This window comes from Herbaspirillum sp. WKF16, assembly GCF_028993615.1.
Taxonomy (GTDB): domain Bacteria; phylum Pseudomonadota; class Gammaproteobacteria; order Burkholderiales; family Burkholderiaceae_D; genus Herbaspirillum.
Genome location: NZ_CP118632.1, coordinates 4,714,655 through 4,731,007, shown reverse-complemented (window position 1 = coordinate 4,731,007; position 16,353 = coordinate 4,714,655). Strand labels below are relative to the sequence as shown.

10 protein-coding genes are annotated in these 16,353 nt (G+C 66.2%); 5 read left to right on the top strand and 5 right to left on the bottom strand.

What is annotated here, in order from left to right:
• The first annotated feature begins 91 nt into the window (after positions 1–91).
• Positions 92–1,642 carry a methyl-accepting chemotaxis protein gene (locus tag Herbaro_RS21320; RefSeq protein ID WP_275011602.1) on the top strand — a complete coding sequence of 517 codons (1,551 nt, stop codon included), beginning with the start codon at positions 92–94 and terminating at the stop codon, positions 1,640–1,642.
• 217 nt (positions 1,643–1,859) lie between these two features.
• On the opposite strand, the gene Herbaro_RS21315 is transcribed toward Herbaro_RS21320, so the two are convergent.
• Positions 1,860–2,597 carry a response regulator gene (locus Herbaro_RS21315; protein ID WP_275011601.1) on the bottom strand — a complete coding sequence of 246 codons (738 nt, stop codon included), beginning with the start codon at positions 2,595–2,597 and terminating at the stop codon, positions 1,860–1,862.
• The gene (locus tag Herbaro_RS21310) at positions 2,594–4,060 is read right to left on the bottom strand and encodes an ATP-binding protein (protein WP_275011600.1); all 1,467 of its coding nucleotides are present in this window, start codon (positions 4,058–4,060) and stop codon (positions 2,594–2,596) included. The genes Herbaro_RS21315 and Herbaro_RS21310 overlap by 4 nt, the downstream gene beginning before the upstream one ends.
• Before the next feature lie 207 nt (positions 4,061–4,267).
• On the opposite strand from Herbaro_RS21310, the gene Herbaro_RS21305 reads away from it, so the two are divergent.
• Genes Herbaro_RS21305 through Herbaro_RS21295 form a run of 3 tightly spaced genes read left to right on the top strand, consistent with a single transcriptional unit; the run spans position 4,268 to position 10,182 of the window.
• Complete coding sequence (locus Herbaro_RS21305; RefSeq protein WP_275011599.1) at positions 4,268–5,539, top strand: efflux RND transporter periplasmic adaptor subunit; 1,272 nt, start codon at positions 4,268–4,270, stop codon at positions 5,537–5,539.
• Positions 5,540–5,548: 9 nt separating this feature from the next.
• On the top strand, positions 5,549–8,713 hold the full coding sequence (locus Herbaro_RS21300) for an efflux RND transporter permease subunit (protein WP_275011598.1): 3,165 nt from the start codon (positions 5,549–5,551) through the stop codon (positions 8,711–8,713).
• Positions 8,713–10,182 carry an efflux transporter outer membrane subunit gene (locus tag Herbaro_RS21295; RefSeq protein WP_275011597.1) on the top strand — a complete coding sequence of 490 codons (1,470 nt, stop codon included), beginning with the start codon at positions 8,713–8,715 and terminating at the stop codon, positions 10,180–10,182. Before Herbaro_RS21300 ends, Herbaro_RS21295 begins: the two co-directional genes overlap by 1 nt.
• Before the next feature lie 1,625 nt (positions 10,183–11,807).
• Here Herbaro_RS21295 and Herbaro_RS21290 read toward each other — a convergent pair.
• The 3 genes from Herbaro_RS21290 to Herbaro_RS21280 form a co-directional block, all read right to left on the bottom strand.
• Positions 11,808–13,439: a methyl-accepting chemotaxis protein gene (locus tag Herbaro_RS21290; RefSeq protein ID WP_275011596.1), complete on the bottom strand. Its 1,632-nt coding sequence runs from the start codon at positions 13,437–13,439 to the stop codon at positions 11,808–11,810.
• Between the two features lie 366 nt (positions 13,440–13,805).
• Positions 13,806–14,255 carry a nuclear transport factor 2 family protein gene (locus Herbaro_RS21285; RefSeq protein WP_275011595.1) on the bottom strand — a complete coding sequence of 150 codons (450 nt, stop codon included), beginning with the start codon at positions 14,253–14,255 and terminating at the stop codon, positions 13,806–13,808.
• A 127-nt stretch (positions 14,256–14,382) separates the two neighbouring features.
• A complete protein-coding gene (locus Herbaro_RS21280; RefSeq protein ID WP_275011594.1) occupies positions 14,383–15,186 on the bottom strand; it encodes a FadR/GntR family transcriptional regulator in 804 nt (267 codons plus the stop codon).
• Between the two features lie 214 nt (positions 15,187–15,400).
• On the opposite strand from Herbaro_RS21280, the gene Herbaro_RS21275 reads away from it, so the two are divergent.
• On the top strand, positions 15,401–16,255 hold the full coding sequence (locus tag Herbaro_RS21275) for an NAD-dependent epimerase/dehydratase family protein (RefSeq protein ID WP_275011593.1): 855 nt from the start codon (positions 15,401–15,403) through the stop codon (positions 16,253–16,255).
• Positions 16,256–16,353: the final 98 nt, after the last annotated feature.

Sequence of the window (16,353 nt, the reverse complement as noted above, 5' to 3'; positions counted from 1 at the left end):
CATAAACCCCCGCATGCTCGACAATATGAGCGGCCGCGCGTCTGCCTAGAATGGTGCCATTCCATCTCCAGCAACACATATCGAGGTCGCCATGAACTGGTTCTATAACCTGAAGATAGCCAGAAAACTGATTCTTTCCTTCGCCGCCGTCATCGTGCTGACGGTCATCCTCGGCGTATTCGCCATTCGCCAGCTCAAGGAGGTCAACCAGGCCTCCACCGACATGGCCACCAACTGGTTGCCGACCATCAAGGCGGCGCAGGTCCTGCAGGCGTCGCTGCCGCGCATGCGCATCTCCGAGCTGCAGATGGTCACGGCCAACCAGGACGCCGACCGCGCCGATGCCGACAAGGCCATCAAGTCGCGCCTGGAGATCCTGGCCAAGCAGCGCGCCAGCTACGAAGCGCAGATTTCCGAACCTGAAGAGAAAGCCATCTACGAGCAGTTCAGCAAGTCCTTCGCCGCCTATGTCGAGGTCGACAAGCAGCTCAAGGCGCTGGCCATCGAGGGCAAGGAAGAAGAAGCGCGCACCCTGTTCAAGGGCGAATCCAACAAGCTGTTCCGTCTCATGAACGAGCAGCTCGACGGCATCGTCAAGGTCAACGAAGCCGGCAGCGCGCGTTCCGACCAGGCCGCCGAAGACATGTACCAGGCGGCCAAGTTGTGGATCGCGGCCTTGCTGGCCGGCATCGTGGTGATTGCCTTCGGCCTGGCCATCGCAGTGGCGCGCCTGGTGTCGCGTCCGCTCAATGAGGCGGTGGAGGTGGCGCAGCGCGTTGCGCAGGGCGACCTGACCGTCAGCATCCGCACCGGCGGCCGCGACGAGACCGGCATGCTGATGCAATCGCTGCGCGCCATGAACGACAGCCTGCAGAAGATCGTCGGCGAAGTGCGCCACGGCACCGACACCATCGGCACCGCCTCGCAGGAAATCGCCAGCGGCAACCTCGACCTGTCCTCGCGCACCGAGCAGCAGGCAGGCTCGCTGGAAGAGACCGCTTCGGCCATGGAAGAGCTGACCTCGACCGTCAAGCAGAACGCCGACAACGCGCGCCAGGCCAATCAATTGGCGGTGTCCGCTTCCGAGATCGCCAGCCAGGGCGGCGAGGTGGTGGGGCAGGTGGTGCAGACCATGGAAGGTATCACCGAGAGCTCGCGCAAGATCGCCGACATCATCAGCGTGATCGACGGCATCGCCTTCCAGACCAACATCCTGGCGCTGAACGCGGCGGTGGAAGCCGCCCGCGCCGGCGAGCAGGGGCGCGGCTTCGCGGTGGTGGCCTCCGAGGTGCGTTCGCTGGCGCAGCGTTCGGCCGCCGCCGCCAAGGAAATCAAGGAACTGATCGACGACTCGGTGGAGAAGGTCGGCGCCGGCAGCCAGCTGGTGGAGCGCGCCGGTTCGACCATGACCGAGGTGGTGGCCAGCGTCAAGCGCGTGACCGATATCGTCGGCGAGATCACCGCCGCCAGCCACGAGCAGAGCACCGGCATCGAGGAGATCAACCGCGCCATCACCCAGATGGACGAGGTGACCCAGCAGAACGCCGCGCTGGTGGAAGAAGCCGCCGCCGCCGCGCAATCGCTGCAGGACCAGGCGGGACGCCTGTCGGAGGTAGTCAGCGTGTTCAAGGTCAATCGCTGATCATTGCGCTCGAAAGAAAAAGCCCACGCCGGCGACGGCGTGGGCTTTTTTTATGAGGCGTTCAGCGGTTGTCGCGGCATCACGGAAGCCGCTGGGTTCCTGCTTTCGCAGGAACGACAAGCAGCGGGAGCATCTCGACCCGCCGAAGATCCAAGTTAGCTCCACCCCGTCGTCCCTGCGAAAGCAGGGACCCAGCGTCGTTCGCCGAGCTCGTGCCTTAGCCCGCGTCCTTCGGCAACTCAAAGCTGTATCCGACGCCATACACCGCCTGGATCGCGTTGTGCCCCGGAAAGAACGGTTCCAGCTTGCGCCGCAGGTTCTTGATGTGGGTGTCGATGGCGCGGTCGGTGACCGAGCGGTATTCGTCGTGCAGGTGGTTCAGCAATTGCTCGCGCGAGAACACCTGGCCGGGGGCGGCGGCGAAGACCTTGAGCAGGCGGAACTCCAACGGCGTGAGGTTGAGCGGCTCGCCGCGCACGCTGGCCTGGCGGCGCGTCTCGTCGATGGCCAGCGGCCCTTCGGCGGCGGGCGTCTCGCCGGCCGCGCGCTGCGCCACGTTGGCGTTGCGGCGCAGCATCGACTTCACCCGCGCGACGATCTCGCGCGGGGAGAACGGCGTCTTGCCGATGTAGTCGTCGGCGCCCAGTTCCAGCCCGCGCAGGCGGTCTTCCTCGTCGGCGCGCGCGGTCAGCATCAGCACCGGCACGTCCGAGAAGACGCGCAACTGGCGGCACACTTCCCAGCCGTCGCATCCCGGCAGCATGATGTCCAGCAGCACCAGGTCGGGCCGTCGCGCCCGCACCGCCGGCACCGCCTCGTCGCCGCGCGAGACATGGCGCGAGGCGTAGCCGGCGGCGGCCAGGTATTTTTGCAGCAGCTCGGCCAGCTTGGGTTCGTCCTCGACGATCAGGATGTCGGCGCTGGCCGGCGCCTCGAACTGGAACGGCTCGCTCATACCGCGCTCCCCGGCGCCGCGTGGCCGGCCGGCAGCGTCACCGTGATGCGCAGCCCGCCCAGCGGCGAGGCTTGCGCGGCGATGCTGCCCTGGTGCGCCACCACGATGCGGCGGCAGATCGCCAGCCCCAGCCCGGCCCCGCCGCTGGCGCGGTTGCGCGAGGCCTCGACCCGGAAGAAGCGTTCGAACAGGCGCGCCAGCGCCGCCGCCTCCACGCCCGGCGCGCTGTCGTCGAGGACCAACTGCCATTGTTGCCGCTCCAGCCGGCAGTGCAGCTGCAGCCGGCCGCCGGGGTCGGTGTAGCGCAGGCTGTTCTCGAACAGGTTGTTGAACAGCTGCTGCAGCCGCGCGCCGTCGGCGTGCATCGGCATCGACTCGGGCAGTTGCGCGGCGAGCGACAGGCCGCCCTTGCGGCAGCGCTCCTCGTAGATCTGCACGCTGTCGCGCAGCAGCGGCGCCAGGTCGAGGTCGGTCTTGCGGTAGGCCAGCGCGCCGGCGTCGGCCAGCGACAGGTCGTACAGGTCGCCGACCAGCTTGTTGAGGTGATCGACCTCGCTCTTGAGCGAACGGATGGTCTGCTCGTCGGGTTGCAGCACGCCGTCTTCCAGCGCCTCCAGCTGGCCGTTGAGGATGCCCAGCGGGGTGCGCAGTTCATGCGAGACGTCGGCCATGAATTCGCGCCGCAGCTTCTCGTTGCGTTCCAGCGTCATGGCCAGCAGGTTGAAGTCCTGCGCCAGGCGGCCGACCTCGTCGCCGGATTCGATCTCCACCCGCGTGGCGTAGTCGCCGCCGGCCAGGCGATGGGTGGCGCGCGCCACGCGCGTCAGGGGCTTCAACAGCACGCCGGAGATGCGCACCACCATGAAGGCCGCCAGCATGATGGCCACCACCGCGATGATGATCTGCGCCAGGAACTGGCTTTGCTGGAAGCGCAGGTCGACCGCGCCGATCACGCTCTCGAAGGGCGTCTGCGCGATCCAGCCGACGATGGCGTCGTCCTGCAGCAGCGGGCGCAGGCGGGCGTCGGGGCCGACGTTGGGGTAGCCGATGACGAACTTGCGGTTGGCGTCCAGGAGCGAGAAGCGCAGCGTGGCGCCGGTCAGGTCGGAGGGGGTGAAGGTAGGGCCGCTGCTGGGGCCGGGCAGGGCGCCGCTGTGCTCCACGATGGCGGGCTTCATCAGCTCGAACCAGGTGCGCGGATTGTTACGGATGAACTCCCAGCTGCCGTGTTCGCGGTAGGCCTGCTCCACGCGCGGCACCATGTCTTCCATGCGCTGCTGGGCCTGTTCGTTGAGGTAGCCGAGGAAGTCGCGGGTGAAGATGAAGTGGCCGGCGCCGTTGATGGCCACGATCAGGGCCACGATCAGCGCCAGCATCGCGTAGAACAGTTTCAGGCGGATGTTGGCGCGGTAGAAGAAGCGGTCGGCGAGGTCCGCGATCGGGGCGGCTGGGAGCTTGGGCACGGCGGTCGATGATGTCAGAAGGGCGCTTGCGCGCATGCGGGAAGCCGCCAGCTTATCAAGATAAGGCGCGCAAGGGGCCGCTTGTTGCAAATGAGGTTTTGCTCATTTTTCCTTCACATTTGGTTTTTATGCTGGCCGGTCCGATAGCTCATTGCGCCCGGCCTTGACAGAGTTTCAAGCCAAAGGACGGGCAGAAAGTTCAAGACGATGCCCAACAAGAACATCCCGTCCCGTCCTGCCAAACTGGCGCTGGCCCTGCTGCTGGCGGCCGTCCTGGCCGCCTGCGGCAAGTCCGGCAACCAGCCGCCGGCGCAATCCCAGGCCGAGATCGGCTATGTGGTGGTCAAGGCCCAGCGCCAGGTCGTCACCACCGAACTGCCCGGCCGCACCACCGCCTACCTGGCCGCCGATATCCGCCCGCAGGTGGGCGGCATCATCCAGAAGCGCCTGTTCAAGGAAGGCGCCGACGTGAAGGCCGGCCAGCCGCTGTACCAGATCGATCCCGCCAGCTACCAGGCCGCCTACGACAGCGCCCGGGCGTCCCTGCTCAAGGCCGAGGCCACGCTGGCCGCATCGAAACTGAAGGCCCAGCGCTATGCCGAACTGGACAAGATCGATGCCGTCTCCAGGCAGGACAACGACGACGCCCAGAGCACGCTGCGCCAGAACCAGGCCGACGTCGAGGTGCAGAAGGCGGCGGTGAAGACGGCCGCCATCAACCTTGAATACACGAAGATCCTGTCGCCGATTTCCGGCCGCATCGAAAAGTCCAGCGTGACGCCGGGCGCGCTGGTGACCGCCAGCCAGACCACGGCGCTGACCACGGTGCAGAAGATCGACCCGATCTACGTCGACGTCACCCAGTCCACCGTCGACCTGCTGCGCCTGAAGCGCGAGTTGGCCAGCGGCCAGATCAGGAAGAGCGGCGCCAACTCGGCCCAGATCAAGGTGCTGCTGGAAGACGGCTCCACCTACGACCGCAGCGGCAAGCTGGAATTCTCCGGCCTGTCGGTCGACACCGGCACCGGCATGATCACGCTGCGCGCGGTGGTGCCCAATCCTGACGGCGTGCTGCTGCCGGGCTCGTACGTGCGCGCGGTGCTGGAAGAGGGCGTCGACGAGCGTGCGCTGCTGGTGCCGCAGAAGGCGGTCAGCCGCGACCAGACCGGCGCCGCCACCGCGCTGGTGGTGGGCGCCGGCGGCAAGGTCGAGCAGCGCCTGGTCTCCGTGGCGCGCGCCGTGGGCAACAACTGGTGGGTGACCAAGGGCCTGGCCGAGGGCGACAAGCTGATCGTCGACGGCCTGCAGAAGGTGCGCCCCGGCGACACCCCGCGCGCCATCGACATCACCGACACGCTCAAGAAGGACCTGGCGCGCGAAGCCGCCGCCGCGGCCGCCGATCCCTCGCTGGGCGGCGGCGCCAAGAGCGGCGACGACAGCGGCAGCAGCAGCGACGCCGCCGGCGCGGCCGCGAAGTAAGGGGCGCACATGGCACGTTTCTTCATCGACCGGCCCATCTTCGCGTGGGTCATCGCCATCATCATCATGCTGGGCGGGATGATGTCCATCCGCTCGCTGTCGCTGGAGCAGTATCCCGACATCGCGCCGCCCAAGGTCAACATCAAGGCCACCTACACCGGCGCTTCGGCCAAGACTTTGGAAGACTCGGTCACCCAGGTGATCGAGCAGCAGATGAAGGGCCTGGACAACCTGCAGTACATGTCGGCCAGCTCCAGCTCGGCCGGCACCGCCACGGTGGCGCTGACCTTCACCGCCGGCACCAATCCCGACGTCGCGCAGATGCAGGTGCAGAACAAGCTGCAGCAGGTCACGGCGCGCCTGCCGCAGGCGGTGCAGAACAACGGCGTGACGGTGACCAAGGCCTCCACCGACATCCTGATGGTGCTCTCGCTGACCTCGGACGATCCGCGCATCACCAACATCGACATCGGCGACTTCATCAGCAGCACGCTGACCGACCAGATCAGCCGCGTCGAAGGCGTGGGCGACGTCACCGCCTTCGGCACCAACTACGCCATGCGCGTGTGGCTCGATCCGGCCAAGCTGCAGAAGTACGCGCTGATGCCCTCCGACGTCACCAGCGCGCTGGAGGCGCAGAACACCGAGGTCTCCGCCGGCGAGATCGGCGCGCTGCCGGCCGTGCCCGGCCAGCAGATCAACGCCACCATCACGGCCCGCAGCAAGCTGACCACGCCGGACGAGTTCCGCGGCATCATCGTCAAGTCCTCGTCCGATGGCGCGGTGGTCAAGCTCTCCGACGTGGCGCGCGTGGAACTGGGCGGCGAGAGCTACCAGGTCGCCTCGCAGCAGAACGGCAAGCCGTCCTCGGCGCTGGCGATCCAGCTGGCCACCGGCGCCAACGCGCTCTCCACCGCCGATGCGGTGAAGAAGAAGATGGCCGAGCTGGAGCCCTACTTCCCGGCTTCGATGAAGCTGAAGACCAACATCGCCTACGACACCACGCCCTTCGTGAAGGTGTCGCTGGAAGAGGTGGTCAAGACCCTGATCGAAGCCATCGTGCTGGTGGTGCTGATCATGTACCTGTTCCTGCAGAACATCCGCGCCACCTTCATCCCGGCCATCACGGTGCCGGTGGTGCTGCTGGGCACCTTCGGCATCCTCGCCATGTTCGGCTACTCGATCAACACGCTGACCATGTTCGGCATGGTGCTGGCCATCGGCCTGCTGGTGGATGACGCCATCGTGGTGGTGGAGAACGTCGAACGCCTGATGACCGAGGAGAAGCTCAGCCCCAAGGAAGCCACGCGCAAGTCCATGCAGGAGATCACCGGCGCGCTGGTGGGCATCGCCATGGTGCTGTCGGCGGTGTTCATCCCGATGGCCTTCTTCGGCGGCTCCACCGGCGTGATCTATCGCCAGTTCTCGATCACCATCGTCTCGGCCATGGCCTTGTCGGTGATGGTGGCGCTGACGCTGACGCCGGCCCTGTGCGCCACGCTGCTCAAGCCGCACGCCGGCGGCCACGTGCAGCGCGGCCGCTTCTTCACCTGGTTCAACAAGACCTTCGACCGCAGCGCCAGCCGCTACCAGGGCGGGGTCGGCGGCCTCCTGAAGCGCGGCAAGCGCGGCCTGCTGATGTATGCGCTGATCGTGGTCGCCATGGCCGTGATGTTCATGCGCCTGCCGACCTCCTTCCTGCCCGAGGAAGACCAGGGCGTGCTGATGGCGCAGATCCAGCTGCCCACCGGAGGCACCGCCGAGCAGACCACCGCGGTGGTGAAGACGGTGCAGGAATACTTCATGAACAAGCCGGAATCGGTGGACTCGGTGCTGGCCATCGTCGGCGCCGGCGTCGGCGGCAACAGCCAGAACGGCGCGCGCGCCTTCATCCGCCTGAAGGACTGGGACGAGCGCCGCGGCGCCGGCCAGTCCGCTGCCGAGCTGGTGCGCCGCGCCAACGCCGACCTGTCGAAGATCCGCGGCGCCAGGGTGTTCCTGATGAACCCGCCGGCGGTGCGCGGCCTGGGCCAGAGCTCAGGCTTCGACCTTGAGCTGAAGGACGTCGGCGGCGTCGGCCACGACCAGCTGTTGAAGGCGCGCGACCAGTTCCTGCAGGCGGCGCGCCAGAATCCCAAGCTGGCCAACGTGCGCGTGACCGGCCTGGACGACACGCCGCAGCTGCGCGTGGCGATCGACGACCGCAAGGCCGATGCCCTGTCGATCTCGACGGCCGACATCAACTCCACCATGGCCACCGCCATGGGCGGCACCTACGTCAACGACTTCCTCAGCAACGGCCGGGTGAAGAAGGTGTACGTGCAGGGCGACCGCCAGTTCCGCATGCAGACCGAGGACCTGAACACATGGTACGTGCGCAACTCGGCCAGCCAGATGGTGCCCTTCTCGGCCTTCATGAGCAGCAAGTGGACCTTCGGGCCCTCGCTGCTGGAGCGCTACAACGGCGTGTCCTCGTTCGAGGTCGTGGGCGAGCCGGCGGCCGGCATCAGCTCCGGCGACGCCATGGGCGAAGTCGAGAAGCTGGTGGCGCAGCTGCCCTCCGGCGTGGGCTTCGAGTGGACCGGCGCGTCCTACCAGGAACGCCTGTCAGGCAACCAGGCGCCGATGCTCTACGCGATCTCCATCCTGTTCGTGTTCCTCTGCCTGGCCGCGCTGTATGAGAGCTGGTCGGTGCCGTTCGCGGTGATCCTGGCGGTGCCGCTGGGCATCATCGGCACGGTGCTGCTGACCGGCTTGTTCGGCATGTCCAACGACGTCTACTTCCAGGTCGGCCTGTTGACCACGGTGGGTTTGTCGGCCAAGAACGCGATCCTGATCGTGGAGTTCGCCAAGCAGCTGCACGAGTCCGGCAAGAGCCTGCGCGAGGCGACGCTGGAAGCGGTGCAGCTGCGCCTGCGGCCGATCCTGATGACCTCGCTGGCCTTCATGATGGGCGTGCTGCCGCTGGCGGTCGCCGCCGGCGCCGGTTCGGCCAGCCGCCGCGCGATCGGCACCGGGGTGCTGGGCGGCATGCTGTCGGCCACCCTGCTGGGCATCTTCTTCGTGCCGCTGTTCTACTACCTGATCGGTTCCTGGCTGGACCGTCGCGCCGCCGGCCGGGCCGGGCGCGACGACGGCCACGACAATCATTCCATGCAAAAGGAGGGCGTGTGATGCGAGCGCTCATTCAACACAAGACCCTGCTGGCGCTGGCGTTGGCCGCCGCGCTGGCCGGTTGCGCCAACCTGGCGCCCGACTACGCGCAACCGGCCGCACCGGTGCCGGCCAACTGGTCGCAGCAGGTCGACGGCAAGCAAGTGGTGCCTGCCGCCGGCGGCAAGGGCGAGCAAGGCGTCGGGGCCGACAGCATAGGCTGGCGCGAATTCTTCCTCGACCCGCGCCTGCAGCAGGTGATCGCCGCCGCGCTCGACAACAACCGCGACCTGCGCGTGGCCGCGCTCAACATCGAGAAGGCGCGCGCCCAATATCGCATTACCGATGCCGACCGCTACCCGGCGGTCTCGGCCACCGGCACGGGCAGCGCCAGCCGCACGCCGGCCGAGCTGTCCACCAGCGGCAGCGCGACGGTAGCGCGCCAGCAAAGCGTGACGCTGGGCATCAGCGCCTACGAGCTGGATTTCTTCGGCCGCCTGAAGAACCTCTCCGACGCCGCGCTGGAAACCTACCAATACAACGTCGAGACGCGACGCAGCACCCACATCAGCCTGGTGGCCGAAGTCGCCACCGCCTGGCTGACGCTGGCGTCCGACCGCGAGTTGAAGAAGCTGGCCGAAGACACCCACGCCAGCCAGTCGCGCACCTTCGAGTTGAGCCGTCGCAGCCACGATATCGGCACCGTCTCCGGCGTCGACCTGGCCAGCCAGGAAGCCACGGTGGAATCGGCGCGCGCCGACGTCGCGCGCTATACCAGCCAGGTGGCGCAGGACATCAATGCGCTGCGCCTGCTGGTGGGCGCCGACCTGGATGAACAGTGGCTGCCGCAGGGCTTGCCGGCGGCCGCCAGCGTGTTGCCGGCGATGCCGGCCGACCTGCCCTCGGAAGTGCTGCTGCGCCGCCCCGACGTGCTGGCCGCCGAACATACGCTGAAGTCCGCCAACGCCGACATCGGCGCCGCGCGCGCTGCCTTCTTCCCCAGCATCACGCTGACCGCCAGCGGCGGCACCGCCAGCCGCACGCTGGGAGGCTTGTTCAAGCCGGGCAGCGCGTCATGGAGTTTCGCGCCTTCGATCAACCTGCCCATCTTCAACGCCGGCAGCCTGCGCGCCAGCCTGGACGCGGCCAAGATCACGCGCGACATCGACGTGGCCAACTACGAGAAGGCGATCCAGACCGCCTTCCGTGAAGTGGCCGACGCGCTGGCCGTGCGCGCCACGCTGGACCAGCGCCTGGACGCCCAGGGCAAGTCCACCGCCGCCAGCGAGAAATCCTTCCGCCTGTCGGAGGCGCGCTACAAGAACGGCATCGACAGCTACCTCACCACGCTGGTGGCGCAGCGCACGCTGTACGCTGCGCAGCAGGCGCTGATCTCGCTGCGGCTGACCGAGCAGGGTAACCGCATCACGCTGTACAAGGTGCTGGGCGGCGGTTGGAATGAGCGGACGCGGGGTGGGGCGGCGTCTTGATGGGCATGCCTGCGTCATTGCTGAACGACGCTGGGTTCCTGCTTTCGCAGGAACGACAAGCCATAAGCATCTTGAACATCAGGAGGTGTTGACCACCGCTTCGGTGTCGTCCCCGCGAAGGCGGGGATCCAGCGTCGTTCAGCGGACGTTGATGCACAACGAACGCCACTGGGTTCCTGCTTTCGCAGGAACGACTAGCAGGAGGGAATTCAGTCCACCGGCTGTACAAGTTCTCTCCTCCGTCGTCCCGGCGAAGGCCGGGATCCAGCGTCGTTCGTCGCACCTCACCGGACTCCGTTCGGACTGAGTAGCCGCTTTGGCGGCGTATCGAAGTCGGCGTGGATGCAGTTGTTGTTGTTGTTTGGGTAGTCTGGTCTTGCCGCGTGCAGATGTACCGGCTTTAGACTTATCTTTCTCCGGTCGAGAGGGAGCGCCGGGGGCGGCCCGGCAGCCGCTCACTTTCTTTGGCCCGCCAAAGAAAGTAAGCAAAGAAAACGGCCCCTAAGTGCCAGCCCCTTCGGGGTTCCCGTCGGAGCGGCGCAAAAAGTGGGGTCGTCAGAGTCGCTGCGCTCCGACTGACGCCCTGATCCACTTTTTGCGCCGCTCCGACGGCTGGCCCACAAGGGGAAAGCGTATCCGGCTCGCCTGCGGCCTCGCGCTGTCTCTTACTCGCCTGCGGCATCGATTCCTTGGCTCGCTATCTCAATTAATCCGTCGTCCCCGCGAAAGCGGGGATCCAGCGTCGTTCGTCGCACCTTACCGGACTCCGTTCGGGCTGAGTAGCCGCTTTGGCGGCGTATCGAAGTCGGCGTGGATGCAGTCGTTGCTGTTTGAGTAGTCAGGTCTTGCTGCATGCAGATGTACCGGCTTGATACTTATCTTTCTCCGGTCGGAAGGGAGCGCCGGGGGCGGCCCGGCAGCCGCTTACTTTCTTTGGCGAGCCAAAGAAAGCAAGCAAAAAGATAAGAAAAGGCGCGGCCCCTAAGTGCCAGCCCCTTCGGGGTTCCCGCCGGAGCGGCGCAAAAAGTGGGGTCGTCAGAGTCGCTGCGCTCCGACTGACGCCCTGATCCACTTTTTGCGCCGCTCCGACGGCTGGCCCACAAGGGGAACAGCATATCCGGCTCGCCTGCGGCCTCGCGCTGTCTCTCACTTGCCTGCGGCATCGATTCCTTGGCTCGCTATCTCAATTAATCCGTCGTCCCCGCGAAGGCGGGGATCCAGCGTCGTTCAGCGGACGTTGATGCACAACGAACGCCACTGGGTTCCTGCTTTCGCAGGAACGACAAGCAGGAGGGTGATTCCATCCGCCGGCTGTACAAGTTCTCTCCTCCGTCGTCCCGGCGAAGGCCGGGATCCAGTGTCGTTGGTTGCGCACCGGAGAACTCCGCGCTGGCTTCGATACGCCGTTTCACGGCTACTCAGCCCGAACGGAAATGGGTGAGGCGCGCCAAACGACACTGGATCCCCGCTTTCGCAGGGACGACAGGTAGTGAGATAGCTTGAACGTGCCGAGCCTGATGCCAACTTATCCGTTTCGTCCCCACGAAGGCAGGGGCCCGGCAGGCCCGCAGCAGAAAAGAAAACGGCCCGCATCGCGGGCCGTTCTGCTTCAGGCATGGGCAATATCAGCGGGCCGCCAGCCGCGCCTGTTCCGGCGTCACATCGATCTCATGCGCCAGGCCCTCCACCACGTTGCCGTCCATCTGCGCCTGGCTCAGCTTGAAGGCGTCGACCAGGCGGGTCAGGTGCGCGGCCTGCTGGCTCATCGACTGCGACGCGGCGGCCGCTTCCTCGACCAGCGCGGCGTTCTGCTGGGTGTTTTCATCGAGCAGCGAAATGGCGTCGTTGACGGCCTGGATGCCCTGGGTCTGCGCCCGTCCGGCTTCGCTGATCTCGGCCACGATGGCGGTCACGCGCTGCACGCTGCTCACCACTTCTTGCATGGTGCCACCGGCTTCCTGCACCAGGCGGTTGCCGTCGGCCACGCTGGCCACCGAGCTGTCGATCAGGGTCTTGATTTCCTTGGCGGCGGCGGCCGAGCGCTGGGCCAGCGAACGCACCTCGGAGGCCACCACCGCGAAGCCGCGGCCCTGCTCGCCGGCGCGCGCCGCCTCCACCGCGGCGTTCAAGGCCAGGATGTTGGTCTGGAAGGCGATGCCGTCGATCACGCCGATGATGTCCACGATCTTGCGCGAGGAGTCGTCGATCACGCCCATGGTGGTGACCACCTGGCTGACGACATCGCCGCCCTTGGCGGCGATGTCCGAGGCCGAGCTGGCAAGCTGGTTGGCCTGGTGCGCGTTGTCGGCGTTGCGGCGCACGGCCTGCGTCAGGTCGTCGAGCGCGGCGACGGTTTTCTCCAGCGTCTCGGCCTGGTGCTCGGTGCGTTCCGACAGGTTCTGGTTGCCCACGGCGATCTCGGACGAGGCGCCGGCGATGGTGTGCGTGCCGATGCGCACCTGCTGCACCAGCGAGGCCAGCTTGTCGCGCATCAGCCGGATTTCGAACAGCAGGCTGGAGGCGTCGTCGCGCTGCGTATCGATGGCGGCCGACAGCTCGCCATGGGCGATGCGGCCGGCGATCTCGACCGCGTAGCGCGGTTCGCCGCCCAGCTGCCCGAGCAGGCTCTTGCGGATCAGCCAGGCGGTGGCTATCGAGACGGCGAGGATCACGCCCGCGCAGGTCATGATCAAACGCAGCGAGCTGTCGAACAGGCCTTCGGCCATGGCGCTGGCTTGCGCATTTTCCTTTTGCACCGACTTCAGCAGCACATCGATGTCCTGCACGATCTGGCGGCGCAGCGGGCTGCATTCCTTGACCAGGAAGACGCCGTATTCGGCCAGCTGGCCGGCCTCGCGATACTTGCGCGGGCGCTTGAGCTCCTCGGACATCGCCAGCAGGCCCGACTTCACCTTGGCGAACTGGGCGTCGCCGCCGAACACCGGTTCGAGCTGCCTGAGGGCGTCCAGGTAGAGCGCCTTCTGCTCGTCGAGGATGGCCAGCTCCCTGGCGGCATCGGCCTGGTCTTCGAAGATGAAGGCGTTGCGCGCGGCCAGGCCGGTCTGGTCCAGGGCTTCGCGGGCGACGTAGAGGGGCTCCAGCTTGGTGGCGCGCACGACGTCCTGGTGCTTCACCGCCGCCGAGATGGCGTTCATGCGCATGAGCGCGAAGGAAACCAGTATCAGCATCAGCACGATCACGATGCCGAAGCCCAGACGCAGCTGCGTCCCGATGTTGAACCTGCCGAGGTAATTCATTTCAGTTTCGCCTTATCGATTCGTGGAGAAAAGACTTCCGCGCGCGCCGGATGAGCGTACGGGATGGGCTCTTCTTGTGTCTGTCAGGCGACGGCGGTGCGGCTGCCGGCCGTGACCGCGCCTGATGAGGCTGAATTGTAAAAGGGAACGATCGTACGTCGAACGCATTTTTGCTGAATTGCCGTCATTTTCACGAAGAACGCGGAGAGATGGCGACAGTTTGTTTCTGTATAGGAAAAAAATACACGAGGAATTGTGAGGATCTTCGGCGATGCGCGGCTCTCCCGACTTCACAAAGAAAAACGGGACAGCCGAAGCTGTCCCGTTGTTCATGCCGGCGTCAGGCGCCGCGCCGTCGGAGCCGGCTCAGTTCGCCGAGCGCACCGCCTGGCGCGCCAGCAGGATCCAGTGGCCGTGCTGCTTTTTCCAGACTTGCAGGATCTTGATGTTGACGTGGCCCGGCTTGCCGGAGTCGTTGGTGTCGGCATCCAGCGTGTGGCGCACGATGGCGTTGTCGCCGACGATCTTCACGGTCTGGTCCAGCAGCTTGATGTTGACGAAGTCGGACGCGCCGGTCTTGAGGTCGTCGATGAACTCGGCCTGGTTCTGCACCTTGCCGCCGGAGTGGCCGTAGCTCAGGTCCTTGGAGGTCAGCGCCTCGAGTTGCTTGAGGTCGGGATCGACCATCACCACGCGCAGTTTCTCGACGGCGGCCTCCACCGCCTGTTCATCCTTGCCGGCGGCCGATGCCGGCGCATGGGCGATCATCATGGTGCAGGCCAGGGCGCCGCACAGCAGCGTGAATTTCTTGAACATCTCAGTCTCCTTTTGTTGGGTGGTGCGGGTAAATGATTTATGAGGTATGTCGTCGTATGAATTATTTGGCGCGAGCGTGGGCAAGTCTCCTGTCGAATGTCGGTACGGTGGATGAAAGCGGTGACGCTCAGCTGACTTCCTGCGCGCGGCGCAGGCGTTCGCGGCTGTTGGTCAGGTGGATGCGCATGGCCGCGCGCGCGAAGTCGGTGTCGCGCCGGGCGATGGCGTCGAAGATCTGCTCGTGCTCGCGGTTCACGCGCTGCAGGTATTGCGTGAGCTGGTCGGGTGGGATCCGACTGGACGGCAGCCGCGTGCGCGGCAGGATGGTGGTGCCCAGGTAGTTGATGATCTCGGCGAAGTAACGGTTGCCGGTGGCTTCGGCGATCTCCTGGTGGAAGCGGAAGTCGGGCGCCACCGTGGTTTCCGAACGCGCCACGTTGCTGGTGAAGTCGTCCAGCGCCTGCCGCATCACCGCCAGGTTGGCGTCGCTGCGGCGCGCCGCCGCCAGGCCGGCGGTCTCCGTCTCCAGGCTGATGCGCAGCTCCAGCACCGCCAGCACCTCGAAGGAGGTCTCCAGGTCGGCCGGATCGAGCCGGAACATCGCCGGCGGGCGCGGCGCCAGCACGAAGGTGCCGATGCCGTGGCGGGTCGCCACCAGTCCGGCGGCCTGCAGGCGCGACAGCGCTTCGCGCACCACGGTGCGGCTGACCTGGAACTGGCGCACGATCTCGGCCTCGGTGGGCAGCTTGTCGCCGGGGCGCCAATGCTGGGTAAGAATCAGCTGCTCGAGCGCCTGCACGAGCTCGCGCGAGAGATTGCGGCGGCCCGCGGCGCGGGCCGGCACTGCGGCTGGTGCGGGAAAGCCGCCGTTGGTCTCCGCGGCGGCTTTCCCGGTGCGCTGCCCAGCCTCGGCAGCGAGTGTATTTATCATTGTGGCGATCAAAGTTGGGGCCGCCGTTGTCCGGCCCGGTGTTTCGTAGAAGCGACTTCTCGAATGCTATTGACAAGCTCTGATGCGCCGATAATAATCCAGTCCAAGTGATATGACAACGTACAAGATTAAACTTGTATCGGATGAAATAATCAGCTTTGTTTGCAGAGATCACACAACAAGAATAATTACAAACACTCAGGAGACGGCTCGTATGAGCGGAGAAAACGATTCGGGCGCGTGGCAATCCGCGCGCTTTTCACGCCTGTTGCTGACCGGCGCCGCCGGCGGCGTGGGCAAGATCCTGCGTCCCCGGCTGGCCGGCTTTGCCGACGTCGTGCGGGTGTCGGACCTGGCCCGCGCCATCGAGACCGCCGATGCGGCGGCATCCCATGAAGAAGTGCTGGCCTGCGACCTGGCCGACCGCGCCGCGGTCGATGCCATGGTGGCCGGCTGCGAGGCCATCATCCACCTGGGCGGCGTCTCGGTGGAGCGCCCCTTCGAGGAAATCCTGGAAGCCAACATCAAGGGCGTGTTCCACATCTATGAAGCCGCGCGCCGCCACAAGGTCAGGCGCGTGATCTTCGCCAGCTCCAACCACGTCACCGGCTACTACCGACAGGACCAGAAGATCGACGCCCGCGACCTGCGCCGCCCGGACGGCTACTACGGCCTCTCCAAGTCCTACGGCGAGGACATGGCCCAGTTCTACTTCGACCGTTACGGCGTGGAGACCGTCAGCATCCGCATCGGCTCGATCTTCCCGGAAGCCAAGGATCGCCGCATGATGGCCAGCTGGATGAGCGTGGACGACTTCGAGCAACTCCTGCGCCGCGCCCTGTTTACCCCCGGCGTGGGCCATACCGTGGTCTACGGCATGTCCGACAACGCCACCACCTGGTGGGACAACCGCCATGCGGCCCATCTCGGCTACGCGCCCAAGGACAGCTCGGAAATCTTCCGCGCCAAGGTGGAAGCCCAGCCCAGGCCGGCGCCGACCGATCCGGTGGCGGTCCTGCAGGGCGGCGCGTTCACCACGATCGGTCCTTTCGACCCCCTGGCAGGCTGAACGGCGTTGATCGCGCGGCGGCCCTATTCGCCCCGATTGGATCGTATGTTGTCATACATCTTGGGGCGAGGCGGCGGATCGCACCGGCGCAGCCCCAT